The sequence below is a fragment of the Streptomyces gobiensis genome, assembly GCF_021216675.1.
Taxonomy (GTDB): Bacteria; Actinomycetota; Actinomycetes; order Streptomycetales; family Streptomycetaceae; genus Streptomyces; species Streptomyces gobiensis.
This window is the reverse complement of record NZ_CP086120.1, coordinates 1,059,248-1,072,089: the sequence shown is the minus strand read 5'-3', so window position 1 is coordinate 1,072,089 and position 12,842 is coordinate 1,059,248. Positions and strand designations below refer to the sequence as shown.

Here is a 12,842-nt window from a genome sequence, read left to right as displayed (position 1 = left end):
CCGGGCACCGCTGGCCGACCGCGCTCACCGCGCGGGGGCACACCGGGCTCAGCTTCCGTATACCTCGACGGTGCCGGTAGCCGGGCCCCGCCGGGTGGCGGTGCGCTCCGGCTGCCAGGAGCCTTGCCTCCCACCGGGTGCTCCGGCTCGCGGACCTGTGCCAGGCACGCTCACGGTTGCGGGTCAGCGCCGGAATCGCACCGGCTTCCCCCGGTTGAAGGCGGATACTGCACCGCACACTCTAACCGGGGCGTTCAGACCGCCTGGTACGCCACCGGGTCCGAGCCCGGCACCGGCTCCGCCTCGCCCAGTTTCACCAGGCGGCGCAGATGCGCCTCGGCCTCCGATACGGCGATGTTCCGGGAGCCGTAGGGAATGCGCCCCCAGGGCCGGTTCCACTCCATCTCCTCGGCCAGCTGCCAGGGGGTGAGCGGCCGCCCGGTGATCAGCGTGCGCAGGCCCGCCAGCCGCTGGGCGTGGTGGGCGAGCAGTTCCCGGACCCGTCCGGTGGCACCGGTGAAGGGGTGCTGATGGGCGGGGAGCACTTCGGCCGGGTCGAGGCGGGAGACGCGTTCCAGGGAGTCGAGATAGTCGCCCAGGGGATCGGTGACGGTCGCGTCGTCGGGGTCCTCATAGAGGCCGATATGCGGGGTGATCTCCGGAAGGAGGTGGTCTCCGGAGAAGAGGCGGCCATGTCCGGGCCTGTTCAGCGGGTGGTCCTCTTCGAGGTGCAGACAGACATGTCCGGGGGTGTGGCCCGGGGTCCAGATCGCGCGCAGCCGTCGCCCGCTGAGATCGAGCAGCTCACCGGGGACGATCTCTCGGTCGGGAAGGGCGGCCCGGGAGCCGGGCAGGTCTCCCGGCTGCGCGGCGCGCAGCGGGGCGAGGTGGTCGTCCGGGGCACCGGCGGCGGTGAGTTTGGCGGTCAGGTAGTCCAGCCACAGGGAGGGGTGGGCCTCCCGGGTGCGGCGCACCACCTGGCTGTCGGCGGGGTGCATGGCGATCCACCCGCCGGAGGCAGCCCGCACCTGCCCGGAGAGCCCGTGATGGTCGGGGTGGTGGTGGGTGACCAGGACGCCGTGAATATCCGAGACGTCGGTGCCGCAGGCGGCCAGCCCCTCGGTAAGGGTGTCCCAAGCGGTGGGGTCGTCCCAGCCGGTGTCGATGAGGACCGGGCCCCGGCCGGTATCGAGGAGGTAGACGAGGGTGTGGCCAAGGGGATTGTCCGGGATCGGGACGGGGATGCTCCACACCCCGCCCCCGTGCGCGGTCACCTGCGGCGTGCTGGTCATACGGTTCCCCTCTCGTTCCGTAACGCACAGGTCCGGGCACGTTCATTGCTCACTATAACTAGAACTGGTACTAGTTCTGATGTTGCGTCAGATATTTTGTTCCAGCCTTCGGGAGGCAGAGCTATGACCGACCTCATCGAGCATGGACAGCTCTATATCGGCGGGAAGCTGGCCGACCCGGTCGGCACCGGCACCATCGAGGTGGTCTCGCCGCACACCGAGGAGGTCATCGGCCGGGTGCCGCACGCCTCCCGTGAGGATGTCGACCGGGCCGTACGCGCCGCCCGTACGTCCTTTGACTCCGGGAGCTGGGCGGACCGGACACTCGAAGAGCGGATCGAGGTCGTCACCCGGCTCAAGGACGCCTTCGCGGCCCGCCATGAGGAGATCGCCGGGCTTATCTCCCGGCAGAACGGCTCCCCTTACTCCTGGAGCGTCCTCGCCCAGGCGCTGGGCGCCATGATGGTCTGGGATGCGGCGATCACGGTGGCCAGGAACTACCCGTACGAAGAGCGCCGCGACGGCGTTCTCGGTCCGATCCTGGTGCGGCGTGAGCCGGTCGGGGTGGTGGCGGCCGTAGTTCCCTGGAACGTCCCGCAGTTCGTGGCCGCCGCCAAGCTCGCGCCCGCACTGCTCACCGGCTGCTCGGTGATCCTCAAGCCCTCACCCGAGACCCCGCTGGACTCCTACATCCTGGCCGAACTCGCCGATGAGGCCGGGCTGCCGGAGGGGGTGCTCTCCATCCTCCCGGCCGACCGTGAGGTCAGCGAGTATCTGGTCGGGCACCCCGGTATCGACAAGGTCTCCTTCACCGGCTCGGTGGGCGCGGGCAAACGCGTCATGGAGGTCGCCTCCCGCAACCTCACCCGGGTCACCCTGGAGCTGGGCGGCAAGTCGGCGGCGGTGATTCTGCCGGACGCCGATCTGGAGACGGCGGTCGCCGGAATCGTGCCCAACGCCTGGATGAACAACGGCCAGGCCTGCGTCGCCCAGACCCGCATCCTGGTGCCCCGCAGCCGCTACGGCGAGATCGCCGAACGCTTCGCGGTGGCGGCCGGCGAACTGGTCGTCGGGGACCCGCTGGACCCGGCCACCCAGGTCGGCCCGCTGGTCGCCGAGCGCCAGCGGCGGCGCTCGCTCGACTACATCGCCATCGGCCAGGACGAGGGCGCCAAGGTGCTGACCGGTGGCGGCAGGCCCGCCGCGCAGCCGACGGGCTGGTATGTCGAACCGACCCTCTTCGGTGACGTCAGCAACTCCATGCGCATCGCCCGGGAGGAGATCTTCGGCCCGGTGATCTGTCTGCTCCCCTACGACGACGGAGCCGGCCCCGGGGAGGCCGTCCGTATCGCCAATGACTCCGACTACGGGCTGTCCGGCAGCGTCTGGACCGCGGACGTCGAACATGGCGTTGACATCGCCCGCCAGGTGCGGACCGGAACGTACTCGGTGAACACCTTCAGCCTGGACATGCTCGGTCCCTTCGGCGGCTACAAGAGCTCCGGCCTGGGCCGGGAGTTCGGACCCGAGGGATACGGCGAATATCTGGAGCACAAGATGATCCATCTGCCGCCGGAGGGCAACTGATGGGGGAGCGCTGGCATATCGAGGTGGACCACGGCGTCTGCATCGGCTCCGGTATGTGTGTGAACAGCGCACCCGAGGACTTCCGGCTGGGCTCGGCACGGCAGTCCCACCCCGTGGCCGGGGAGCGCGACCCTTCCGAAGCCATCCTCACCGCGGCGGAGAGCTGCCCGGTCGAAGCGATCATCATCACCCGTAGCGGCTCCGGGGAGGCGGTTTTCCCACCCGAGGGGTAACCGATGGTTACCCATGCATTTCTCACGGTGACCTCATGACAGCCGTGACTACTCCCCCTCCGGCCCGGCATGGAAGCGTTTGAGCCACGCCGACCGGAGGGGACAATGGACAGCCGTTACGAGGTTTTCTGCCTTGCGGACAGAAACTTCTACGAGACACCTGGCCGTATGTCCGCCAGGCCGGGCGGGGCCGACACGGTTCTCAGCACCGCACAGCGGCCGGTTCCGGACGGCTGGCGGCACACCCGCTCCGCCGACTGGCTCGAACTGCGGCCGACCGGAGGCCAGTTCCCCGCGCAGGGCTGGAAGATCCATGTGTCGGCCGGTCTGCACAACGCCGACCGGGTCGCCGCCCGGGTGTGGGACTACTGCGTTGCCCGGACGATCCCGTTCAAGTTCGTGCCGGACCTCAACCTGCTGCGGCTGCGCAACGCCAAGTACGCCAGCCGTGGCACCAGCGGCAAGTTCTGCACCATCTACCCCACGGACGACGACCAGCTGCACACCATCCTGACCGAGCTGGGCGACCTGCTCGACGGTGAGCCCGGTCCGTACATCCTCACCGATCTGCGCTGGCGGGAAGGCCCGCTCTATGTGCGCTACGGCGGCTTCGCCGCCCGCTACTGCCTTGACGAGCAAGGCCAGCTCGTCCCCGCGATGGAAGACGGCGAGGGCCGTACGGTCCCCGACCGCAGGGACCCCGCGTTCTCCGTACCGGAGTGGGTGACCCTCCCCGGATTTCTGCAGCCGCACCTCAACGCCCGCAACGCCGCCACGGTCGCCGATCTGCCGTACCGCATCGAACGGGCCCTGCACTTCTCCAACGGCGGTGGCGTCTACGCCGGCAAGGATCTGCGCACCGGCGAGGACGTGGTGCTCAAGGAGGGCCGCCCCTATGCCGGGCTCGCCGCCGACAGCGCCGACGCCGTCACCCGGCTGGAACGGGAGAAGGCCGCCCTGGAACGGCTCGCCGGACTGTCCGTTGCCCCGGCCGTACGTGACTGGTTCAGCCTCGACGGTCACCACTTCCTGGTGATGGACTTTCTGCCGGGGCAGACCCTCAACTCCTTCTTCGCCCAGCGCCACCCGCTGCTGGTCGCCGACCCCGACCCGGATGCCGTCGCCGAGTACACCCAGTGGGCCCTTGCCATCCACCGGGCCGTGGCAGAGGCCGTCGCGGCCGTGCACGAACGCGGTCTGGTCTTCAACGACCTGCATATGTTCAACATCATGGTGGCCCCGGACGAGAAGTCCGTGGCGCTGCTCGACTTCGAGGCCGCGGCTCTCGCCGAGGACAACCCCCGGCAGATCGTCGCCCACCCGGGCTTTATCGCCCCCGCCGACCGCCGCCGCTTCGAGATCGACCACTACGCCCTCGCGTGCCTGCGCCTGGCGCTCTTCATCCCCATGACGACGCTGCTCGCCATCGACCGCAGCAAGGCCTCCCACCTGGCCCACATAGCAGCAGCCCAATTCCCGGACATCCCCGAGGATTTCCTGACCGAAGCAGTCACCGAGATAGAACACTCCCCGAGCGTTGTGGGCAGTCGGCCCGCCCAAGCGTTGTGGGCACTCGCAGCCCCGCGAGGGGCTGTGGGTGGGCACAACACCCGGCCACCGTCCCGCACCGGCCACCCCGGGGCCCCGGGGCGAAGCCCCAGTTTCCGGGAAGGGGCGGGCATAGGGGAAACCAACCGCCGGGGCACCCCGCAGCCGGGCGGAGCCCCGCCACGCGGCGGAGCCGCTGATCGGCACAGCCGGGAAGGGGCGGGCATAGGGGAAACCCAACCCCGGGTCCCCGTCGGGGGCGAAGCCCCGCCGCGCGGTGGAGCCGCAGGTCGGCCCAGCCGAGAAGGGGCGAGACCGGGCGAGCCCCACAACGGCCCGCACCCCGAACACGGCCCGCACCCCATAACCCCGTGGCCGCAGAGCCGGGACTCGATGGCCCAAGCCATCCTCGCCTCCGCCACCCCCACCCGCGACGACCGCCTCTTCCCCGGCGACATAGCCCAGTTCGCCGAGGGCGGCGGCCTCGGCCTCGCCCATGGCGCCGCCGGAGTGCTGTACGCACTCGCCGAGACCGGCGCCCCCCGCTATGAGCAGGGCGAGCAGTGGCTGCTCGACCACACCGACCCCGCCCCGCGCCGCACCCCGTTCGGCCTCTACGACGGACTGCTCGGCGTCGCCCATGTCCTGGACGGCCTCGGCCACCGGACACGCGCCCTGGAGCTGACCGACCGCGTGCTAGCCGAGAAGTGGCAGCAGCTCGGCCCCGATCTGCACAGCGGTCTCGCCGGACTCGGCCTCGCCCTGGACCGCCTGGGCACCACCACCGGCCAAGGCAGCCTGCACACCCGTGCCATGGAAGCCGCCGAACTCGCCGCGGCCGCCCTGGCGGAAAAGCGACTGGCGGAAAAGCGAGACGGCTCGCGTACCGGATCCGCGCGCGCCGGACTGCTGTACGGCGCCACCGGCCCGGCCCTGCTCTTCCTGCGGCTCCACGAGCGCACCGGCGATCCCGCGCTCCTGGACCTGGCAGGGGACGCCCTCCGCCAGGACCTGGCGCGCTGTGTACGGGACAGCCAGGGCTCCCTGCAGGTCGACGAAGGACCGCGCATGATGCCGTACCTCGGCGCGGGCAGCGCGGGCATCGCGATGGTCCTCGACGACTACCTGGCCTACCGCCCCGACGCAGCCGAATTCCAGCAGGCCCGCGACGGCATCCTGCCCGCCGCGAAGCTCCGTTACTACGCGCAGCCCGGCCTCTTCCGGGGCCGCGCCGGGATGATCCTGCACCTTGGCCGCACCGCCACCCCCGGCGCCACCGCCGATGACCTTGAGCACCAGCTCGACTGCCTCAGCTGGTCCGCCATGTCCTACCAAGGCCATCTGGCCTTCCCCGGCGACCAGATGATGCGTCTGTCCATGGACCTTTCCACCGGCACCGCAGGATGCCTGCTCGCTGTCGGCTCCGCCCTGCACCACGAGCCCGTACAGCTGCCCTTCCTGCCGCCGCTCAAGCGGCCCTGAGACCGGCCCCGAAGAGGGGGTCGTCACAAAGAAAACTCCGTCCCCAAACACACAGGAGGAAACACCATGGCTCTTCTCGACCTGCAGACCCTGGAGACCCCGGAGATGTCCGGCGGCGGCAACCCGAGCGCTGCCAGCCTGCTGCTCTGTGGTGACAGCAGCGTGAGCCTGACCACCTGCTGACCCCTCCCGGGCGCAGCTGACATGCATGCGGTCCCGGGCGGCGGCCTCATCCCGTCCGCCCGGGACCGCACGTCACCACAGGAGGAGGAGACCCGCACCATGGCAGCACCCGCCGCCGACCGGATTCTCCTCGACGCCACCCGGCACAGTGCGGTACGGACCATCGCACTCTGTCTGACGACCACCGCCGCCGCCGTGGCCACCCTGCTGCTGCCCGCCACCCTGGGCCATGCCCTCGATCTGCTGCTGGCACAGGGCGCACCGCAGGAAGCGCAGACCAACCCCACCCCCAGCCCCAACCCCGACACCAGCACCACCTACTGGATCACGCTCTGCGCACTGCTCCTTGGCGCGCTCTTCCTGCTGGACGCCGTGGAAACGGTCCTCACCGGCACCACCAACGCCCGCAACACCGCCTGGCTGCGGGGCAGGTTGCTGGACCGCGTGCTGGCCATCGGCCCCGCCGGTGCCGCCCGGTTCACCCAGGGCGATCTGGTCACCCGCTGCACCGGGAACGCCGCCCACGCGGGCACCGCACCCACCGCGGCCGCCGCCCTGCTTGCCGCGCTGGTGACCCCCATCGGCGGGGTGGCCGCCCTCGCCCTGATCGACCTGCGGCTCGCCGCCGCCTTTCTTGTCGGGGCACCTGTTCTGATCCTGCTGCTGCGTACCTTCGCCCGCTCCTCCGCCGACTCCGTCGCCCGCTACCAGGAGGCACAGGGCACCATCGCGGGACGGCTCAGCGAGGCCCTGGCGGGGGCCCGTACGGTCGCGGCGGCGGGCACCTACGAGCGGGAACGCACCAGGATCCTGGGCCCCCTGACCGAGCTCAGCGAGCAAGGGCACCGGGTGTGGCGGGTGCTGGGCCGGGCCACCGCACAGGCGGCCGCCCTGGTGCCGCTGCTGCAGACCGCCGTGATCGCGGTCGGCGGTCTGCTGCTGGTGGCCGGGCAGCTCACCGTCGGCGAGCTGGTGGCGGCGGCCCGCTACGCCGTGCTCGCCACCGGGGTGGGCGTGCTGGTGGGCCACCTCAATGGCCTGATATGCAGCCGGGGAGCGGCCCGGCGGCTCGCCGACGTGCACTCCGTACCGGCCGTCCCGTACGGCACGCGGGCGCTCCCCGCCGGGCCCGGGCGGCTGGAGCTGCGCGGGGTAACGGCGGTACGCGGTGGCCGGACCGTGCTGCGCGGGGTGGATCTGACCGTGCCGGGCGGATCGACGGTGGCCGTGGTGGGGCGCTCCGGATCGGGCAAGTCGGAGCTGGCGCGGCTGGCGGGGAAGCTCACCCAGCCGGATGGCGGCGAAGTGCTGATGGACGGTGTCCCCGTGGACCGTATCGACCGGGCGGAGTTGCGCCGGGCCATCGGCTACGCCTTTGAGCGGCCCGCACTGCTGGGTGGCACGATCGGCGGCACCATTGGCTTCGGCCCGGCCGACCCCGGCCCCCGGCGGATCGCGGCCGCCGCCCGCGCCGCCTGCGCGGAGGGTTTCATACGAACGCTGCCCGCCGGTTACGACACCCGCTGCGCGGACGCCCCGCTCTCCGGTGGCGAGGCGCAACGCCTCGGCTTGGCCCGGGTGTTCGCCCATGACGGGCGGCTGCTGATTCTGGACGACGCCACCTCCAGCCTGGACACGGCCACCGAACTGCAGGTCAGCGAGGCGCTGCTGGGCGGCGAACGGTCCCGTACAAAACTGGTGGTCGCCCATCGGGCCTCCACCGCCGCCCGCGCCGATCTGGTGGCCTGGCTCGATGAGGGCCGTATCCGCGCGGTGGCTCCGCACAACAGGCTGTGGGAACTCCCCGGCTACCGAGCCGTGTTCGGCGAGGACGAAGATGGCTGAACAGGCGAACTCGGCTGAACACCGGCGCAACGGCGGGCTATGCGCGGCCGGTCTGCGCTTTATGCGGCGGCACCCCCGGGCGCTGGCGTCGCTGGGCGGCTGGTCCATGCTGGAAGCGGCGCAGACCTTTCTGCTCGGTTACGCGATCGCCCGGGCCCTCGATGACGGTTTCCTGCAGCATCGCCCGGCCGTTGGCCTGGCCTGGCTGGGCGCCGCCGCGCTGGGCATCCTGGCCGGGGCGCTGGGCAGCGGCCGGGTGTACCGGGCGGTGGCCGCGCTGGCGGAGCCGCTACGGGATCTGCTGGTCCAGCGTGTTGTGGGGCGGGGGCTGCGGGACGCCGTGCTCCGGGGGCGGGCGGGGGAGTCGGGGGAGATCTCCCGGTTGACGCATCAGGTGGAGATCGGCCGGGACAGCTTCGCGGGACTGGTGATGTCCACCCGGTCGTTTGTCTTCACCGCGGTCGGGGCGCTCGTCGGGCTGTTCTCCCTCCATCCGCTGCTGCTGGTGATCGTCCTGCCACCGCTCGCGGGCGGCCTGCTGATCTTCGGCCTTACGCTGCGCCCGCTGGCCCGGCGGCAACGGGTCTTTCTGGAGGCCGATGAGCAGCTGGCCGAGACCCTGGGTGCGACCGTTGCCGGGCTGCGGGACACGGTGGCCTGCGGTGCCGAGGAGCGGATACGGCGGGACGCGCTGGCCCGTGTCGAGACGGAGCGCCGCGCCGCGGGCGCCCTGGCGCGGTGGAGCGTCGCCCGGGCGGTCGCCCTCAGCGTGGGCGGGCAGTTGCCGATTCTGCTGCTGCTGGTGATGGGGCCCTGGCTGCTGGCGCGTGGGGTGAGCGCGGGCGCGCTCGCCGGAGCGTTCACCTACCTCGTCCAGGCCCTGCTGCCCGCGCTGCAGAGCCTGATCCAGGGGCTGGGCGGCGCCGGGGCCCGGCTGGCGGTGGTCATCGGCCGACTGCGGGACGGTGGCGGCCAGGACGGGCCACCTCCCGCCGCCCACCAGCTCCCGGCGCCCCAGGATCCCGGCGCCGCCCTGGAGTTGGACGGGGTCACCTTCGCCTATGGGGAGCGGGCCGAGCCGGTGCTCGCGGGGCTGCGTCTGTCGCTCCCCATGGATGCCTCGCTGGCCGTCGTGGGGCCGAGCGGCATCGGCAAGTCGACGCTCGCCGGGCTGATCGCGGGGCTGCTGCGACCGACCGGCGGTGTCGTCCGGCGCCGTGGGGAGGTGGCGCTGATCCCGCAGGAGGCGTACGTCTTCAGCGGTACCGTCCGTGACAACCTGAGCTATCTCTGTCCCGGCCCGGTGCCGGACGAGACGGCCGGGGCAGCGGTCGAGCAGACCGGAGCCGGTGAACTGACCGCCCGGCTGGGCGGCTTGGACGGCATGATCGACCCGGCGGCGCTGTCCGCGGGGGAGCGGCAGCTGATCGCCCTCGCCCGGGCGTATCTGTCGCCCGCCCGGGTGGTGGTGCTGGACGAGGCGACCTGCCATCTCGACCCGGCGGCGGAGGCCCGCGCGGAACGGGCTTTTCTGCGCCGTCCCGGTGCGCTGATCGTTATCGCGCACCGGATCAGCTCGGCCCGGCGCGCGGACCGGGTGCTGGTGCTCGACGGCGCGCACCCGGTCTGTGGCCGCCACGCGGAGCTGCTGGCGTGCTCCGCGCTCTACCGTGATCTGGCGGGCAGCTGGGGAGGCTGGCGCCCGGCGGGCTCAGAGCCAGCCCGCGCGCTGAGCGATGCAGATGGCGTCAACGCGGTTACGGGCCCCGGTCTTGCGGGTGATCGCGGACATATAGTTCCGTATGGTCCCGTTGCTCAGATGAAGGGAAGCGGCGATCTCGGAGATCGAGGCTCCTTCGGCGGCGAGGGACAGAACGCTTAGCTCCCGTGGCGTCAGTGGCAGCTTCGCGGCCTGCAGAAATCCAAATGCGAGTGAATCGTCAACGAAATGCTCGCCCTTGGCCACCTGGCGGATTCCGTGCACTAATCGGTCGGGGCTGGCGTCTTTGTTCACAAAGCCCAGCGCGTTGGCGTCATGTGCCTGACGCAGCAGTCCCGGCCGTCCCGGAGTGGCTAAAACCAGTAGGCGGCAGTGAGCCGGGAGCAAAGTCCGTGATAATTCAACTATGTCGCCGGGCTCCTTCTCGCCTGGCCGCTCCATGTCCGCGACACAGACATCGATCTGCGAAGAGCGCGCTCTCCATGGTGCGTTGTGCCAGGAAACGGCGGTTACTTCCAGGTCGTGTGCCTTATTGAGCAGTGCTTCCAGCCCTGATCGCAGCAGGCGGATATCGTGCACCAGTAGTACCCGGATCACAATCCTCTTCCTCCAGCCCCGTTCACCGGCTGCATGTCACGCAGGCGTCCATATTCAACCGGCAGTAGCGATATCATGACTACGCGAAACAAGCCACAGGGGAGGTACAGGGGCGCATCCCAGCGTGAGAGCGCCCCTAGTGTGCGCCCTCAGGTGCCGCCGTTGACCAAGTCATCACGTTGATCAAGCCGTCACATCGATCAAGCGGCAGACCGTCTCGATATCGATTTTGACCTGGGCGATAGAGGCTCGCCCGGACAGCCAGGTGATCAGCGCTGAGTGCCAGGTGTGCTCGATGACCCGGACCGCCGACAACTGCTCGGGTGTGGGTGGCGTCTCCAGGCCCATGGCGTCCAGGATGATCGCCGTGGTGAGCCGGGAGACCGTATCCACCTCAGGGCTGACCGAGCGGTCCGCGAAGGTCAGGGCCCGCACCATGGCGTCGGCCAGCTGCGGTTCGCGCTGCATCGCCCGGAAGGCGCGCATCAGCGTCTCAGCCACCCGCGCTGCCGGTTCCTCGTCCGTGGGCGGGCGCTTGTGCAGCGTCTCGTGCATCTGCTGCAGCTGGTCCTGCATGGTCGCGACCAGCAGATGCACCTTGGAGGGGAAGTAGCGGTAGAGCGTACCGAGGGCGACCTGGGATGACTCGGCAACCTCGCGCATCTGTACCGCGTCAAAGCCGCCGCGACGGGCCAGCTGCGCGCTGGCGTGCAGGATCCGGCGGCGACGTGCCTCCTGGCGCTCGGTCAGCGGCGGGGAGGACGGCGGCTTGGACTGTGTCGTCATGCTTCCCGATTCCATGGCGTGCGATCCGTGCATCTTGACAGGGTGGCCAGCCGTGGCGCGAATCACCTGGTCCGGCCGGTCCAGGTTGGTGACCGGCCGGTAGATTCATGGGTCGAGCGAGGGCGGGGTGGCCACTCCTGAAACTTGTTCTACCTTAGCGTGAGCGGTTACGCTCCGGCGAAAGTCCAGCGAGAAGGGGGCCGCGAGTGACCGCAGAGGCCATACAGGACGCAGCGTCCGGCCCCTCGCAGAGCGTGGGCGGTGCGGAACGACCGCTGCGCATCGCCCTGCTCACCTACAAGGGCAACCCCTTCTGCGGCGGGCAGGGGGTGTACGTCCGCCATCTGTCGCGAGAGCTTGTCCGGCTCGGCCACCACGTCGAGGTGATCGGAGCCCAGCCCTACCCCGTCGTCGACGCCGGAGTCACCCTCACCGAGCTGCCCAGCCTGGACCTCTACCGGCAGCCCGACCCCTTCCGCACCCCGGGGCTCGGCGAGTACCGCGACTGGATCGACGCACTTGAGGTCGGCACGATGTGGACCGGCGGCTTCCCCGAGCCGCTGACCTTCTCCCTGCGCGCCCGCCGCCATCTGGCCGCCCGACGCGGTGACTTCGACATCATCCACGACAACCAGACGCTGGGCTACGGACTGCTCGGCGGGCCTCAGACGCTGGGCGCCCCGCTGGTCACCACGATCCACCACCCCATCACCGTCGACCGGCAGCTTGAGCTGGAGGCCGCCGAGGGCTGGAAACAACGCATCTCCGTACGCCGCTGGTATGGCTTCACCCGGATGCAGAAGCGGGTCGCCCGGCGGCTGCCGTCGGTGCTCACCGTCTCCGGCTCATCCCGGCAGGAGATCATCGATGACCTCGGAGTGCGTCAGGACCGTATCCATATCGTGCACATCGGGGCCGACGCCCGGCTCTTCTCCCCCGACCCGGCCATCCCCGAGATCCCCGGCCGGATCGTCACCACCTCCAGCGCCGATGTCCCGCTCAAGGGCCTGATCCACCTGGTGGAGGCGCTGGCCAAGCTGCGCACCGAGAACCCGGACGCCCATCTGGTCGTTGTCGGCAAGCGCGCCGACGACGGCCCGGTCGCCGCCGCCATCGAACGCTACGGACTGTCCGACGCTGTCGAGTTCATCAAGGGCGTCAGCGACCACGCGCTGGCCGACCTGGTGCGCGGCGCGCAGATCGCCTGTGTGCCCTCGCTCTACGAAGGCTTCTCCCTGCCCGCCGCCGAAGCCATGGCCACCGGTACGCCGCTGGTCGCCACCACCGGCGGCGCCATCCCCGAGGTAGCCGGTCCGGACGGTGAGACCTGTCTGGCCGTTCCGCCCGGTGACGCGGGCGCACTCGCCGCCGCCCTGGGACGGCTGCTCGGTGACGCCGGACTGCGCAAGCGACTGGGCACCGCCGGACGGGACCGGGTGCTGCGCCGCTTCACCTGGGAACAGGCGGCGATCGGCACCGTGGAGCGGTACCGGGAGGCCATCACCCTCACCCGCCAGCGCGTCTAGCCCCCTCATCCCGCCCGCCCATCGCCCCACCCCCGGACGAAAG

At 70.7% G+C, this 12,842-nt stretch carries 9 protein-coding genes, 1 pseudogene and 1 riboswitch; of the genes and pseudogenes, 7 read left to right on the top strand and 3 right to left on the bottom strand.

The features are described from left to right. Window positions 1-135: 135 nt before the first annotated feature. Window positions 136-211, bottom strand: a riboswitch (cobalamin riboswitch). A 43-nt stretch (window positions 212-254) separates the two neighbouring features. Then, window positions 255-1,292, bottom strand: a complete 1,038-nt coding sequence (locus tag test1122_RS04960; protein ID WP_232267935.1) for a Strvi_7410 family MBL fold metallo-hydrolase — start codon at window positions 1,290-1,292, stop codon at window positions 255-257. Between the two features lie 123 nt (window positions 1,293-1,415). Here test1122_RS04960 and test1122_RS04955 point away from each other — a divergent pair, with 123 nt between their 5' ends. The 6 genes from test1122_RS04955 to test1122_RS04930 all read left to right on the top strand — a co-directional run bounded on the left by test1122_RS04955 (window position 1,416) and on the right by test1122_RS04930 (window position 10,052). After that, window positions 1,416-2,879, top strand: a complete 1,464-nt coding sequence (locus test1122_RS04955) for an aldehyde dehydrogenase (RefSeq protein ID WP_232267934.1) — start codon at window positions 1,416-1,418, stop codon at window positions 2,877-2,879. Then, entirely contained in the window at window positions 2,879-3,112 is a 234-nt protein-coding gene (locus test1122_RS04950) for a ferredoxin (protein WP_232267933.1), read from the top strand. Before test1122_RS04955 ends, test1122_RS04950 begins: the two co-directional genes overlap by 1 nt. A 105-nt stretch (window positions 3,113-3,217) precedes the next feature. Beyond that, a complete protein-coding gene (gene lanKC / locus test1122_RS04945) occupies window positions 3,218-6,142 on the top strand; it encodes a class III lanthionine synthetase LanKC (RefSeq protein ID WP_232267932.1) in 2,925 nt (974 codons plus the stop codon). Between the two features lie 66 nt (window positions 6,143-6,208). Then, entirely contained in the window at window positions 6,209-6,325 is a 117-nt protein-coding gene (locus tag test1122_RS04940; protein WP_232267931.1) for a SapB/AmfS family lanthipeptide, read from the top strand. A 99-nt stretch (window positions 6,326-6,424) separates the two neighbouring features. Continuing rightward, a complete protein-coding gene (locus tag test1122_RS04935) occupies window positions 6,425-8,170 on the top strand; it encodes an ABC transporter ATP-binding protein (RefSeq protein WP_232267930.1) in 1,746 nt (581 codons plus the stop codon). Next, window positions 8,163-10,052 carry an ATP-binding cassette domain-containing protein gene (locus test1122_RS04930; RefSeq protein WP_232267929.1) on the top strand — a complete coding sequence of 630 codons (1,890 nt, stop codon included), beginning with the start codon at window positions 8,163-8,165 and terminating at the stop codon, window positions 10,050-10,052. The genes test1122_RS04935 and test1122_RS04930 overlap by 8 nt, the downstream gene beginning before the upstream one ends. Here test1122_RS04930 and test1122_RS04925 read toward each other — a convergent pair. Both test1122_RS04925 and test1122_RS04920 read right to left on the bottom strand, forming a co-directional pair. Beyond that, window positions 9,963-10,331: pseudogene (locus test1122_RS04925) on the bottom strand (LuxR C-terminal-related transcriptional regulator); the annotation flags it as partial. The gene test1122_RS04930 and the pseudogene test1122_RS04925 sit on opposite strands and share 90 nt — an antisense overlap. A 339-nt stretch (window positions 10,332-10,670) precedes the next feature. After that, window positions 10,671-11,273: a TetR family transcriptional regulator gene (locus tag test1122_RS04920; protein ID WP_232267928.1), complete on the bottom strand. Its 603-nt coding sequence runs from the start codon at window positions 11,271-11,273 to the stop codon at window positions 10,671-10,673. 206 nt (window positions 11,274-11,479) lie between these two features. Between test1122_RS04920 and test1122_RS04915 the strand changes: the two genes are divergently transcribed. Next, the gene (locus test1122_RS04915) at window positions 11,480-12,799 is read left to right on the top strand and encodes a glycosyltransferase family 4 protein (protein WP_232267927.1); all 1,320 of its coding nucleotides are present in this window, start codon (window positions 11,480-11,482) and stop codon (window positions 12,797-12,799) included. Window positions 12,800-12,842: the final 43 nt, after the last annotated feature.

What these genes read in the sequence shown, in the direction of transcription:
- test1122_RS04960 (WP_232267935.1), bottom strand. Translation starts at nt 1,292, where the DNA reads ATGACCAGCACGCCGCAGGTGACCGCGCACGGGGGCGGGGTGTGGAGC.
- test1122_RS04955 (WP_232267934.1), top strand. Translation starts at nt 1,416, where the DNA reads ATGACCGACCTCATCGAGCATGGACAGCTCTATATCGGCGGGAAGCTG.
- test1122_RS04950 (WP_232267933.1), top strand. Translation starts at nt 2,879, where the DNA reads ATGGGGGAGCGCTGGCATATCGAGGTGGACCACGGCGTCTGCATCGGC.
- lanKC (WP_232267932.1), top strand. Translation starts at nt 3,218, where the DNA reads ATGGACAGCCGTTACGAGGTTTTCTGCCTTGCGGACAGAAACTTCTAC.
- test1122_RS04940 (WP_232267931.1), top strand. Translation starts at nt 6,209, where the DNA reads ATGGCTCTTCTCGACCTGCAGACCCTGGAGACCCCGGAGATGTCCGGC.
- test1122_RS04935 (WP_232267930.1), top strand. Translation starts at nt 6,425, where the DNA reads ATGGCAGCACCCGCCGCCGACCGGATTCTCCTCGACGCCACCCGGCAC.
- test1122_RS04930 (WP_232267929.1), top strand. Translation starts at nt 8,163, where the DNA reads ATGGCTGAACAGGCGAACTCGGCTGAACACCGGCGCAACGGCGGGCTA.
- test1122_RS04920 (WP_232267928.1), bottom strand. Translation starts at nt 11,273, where the DNA reads ATGACGACACAGTCCAAGCCGCCGTCCTCCCCGCCGCTGACCGAGCGC.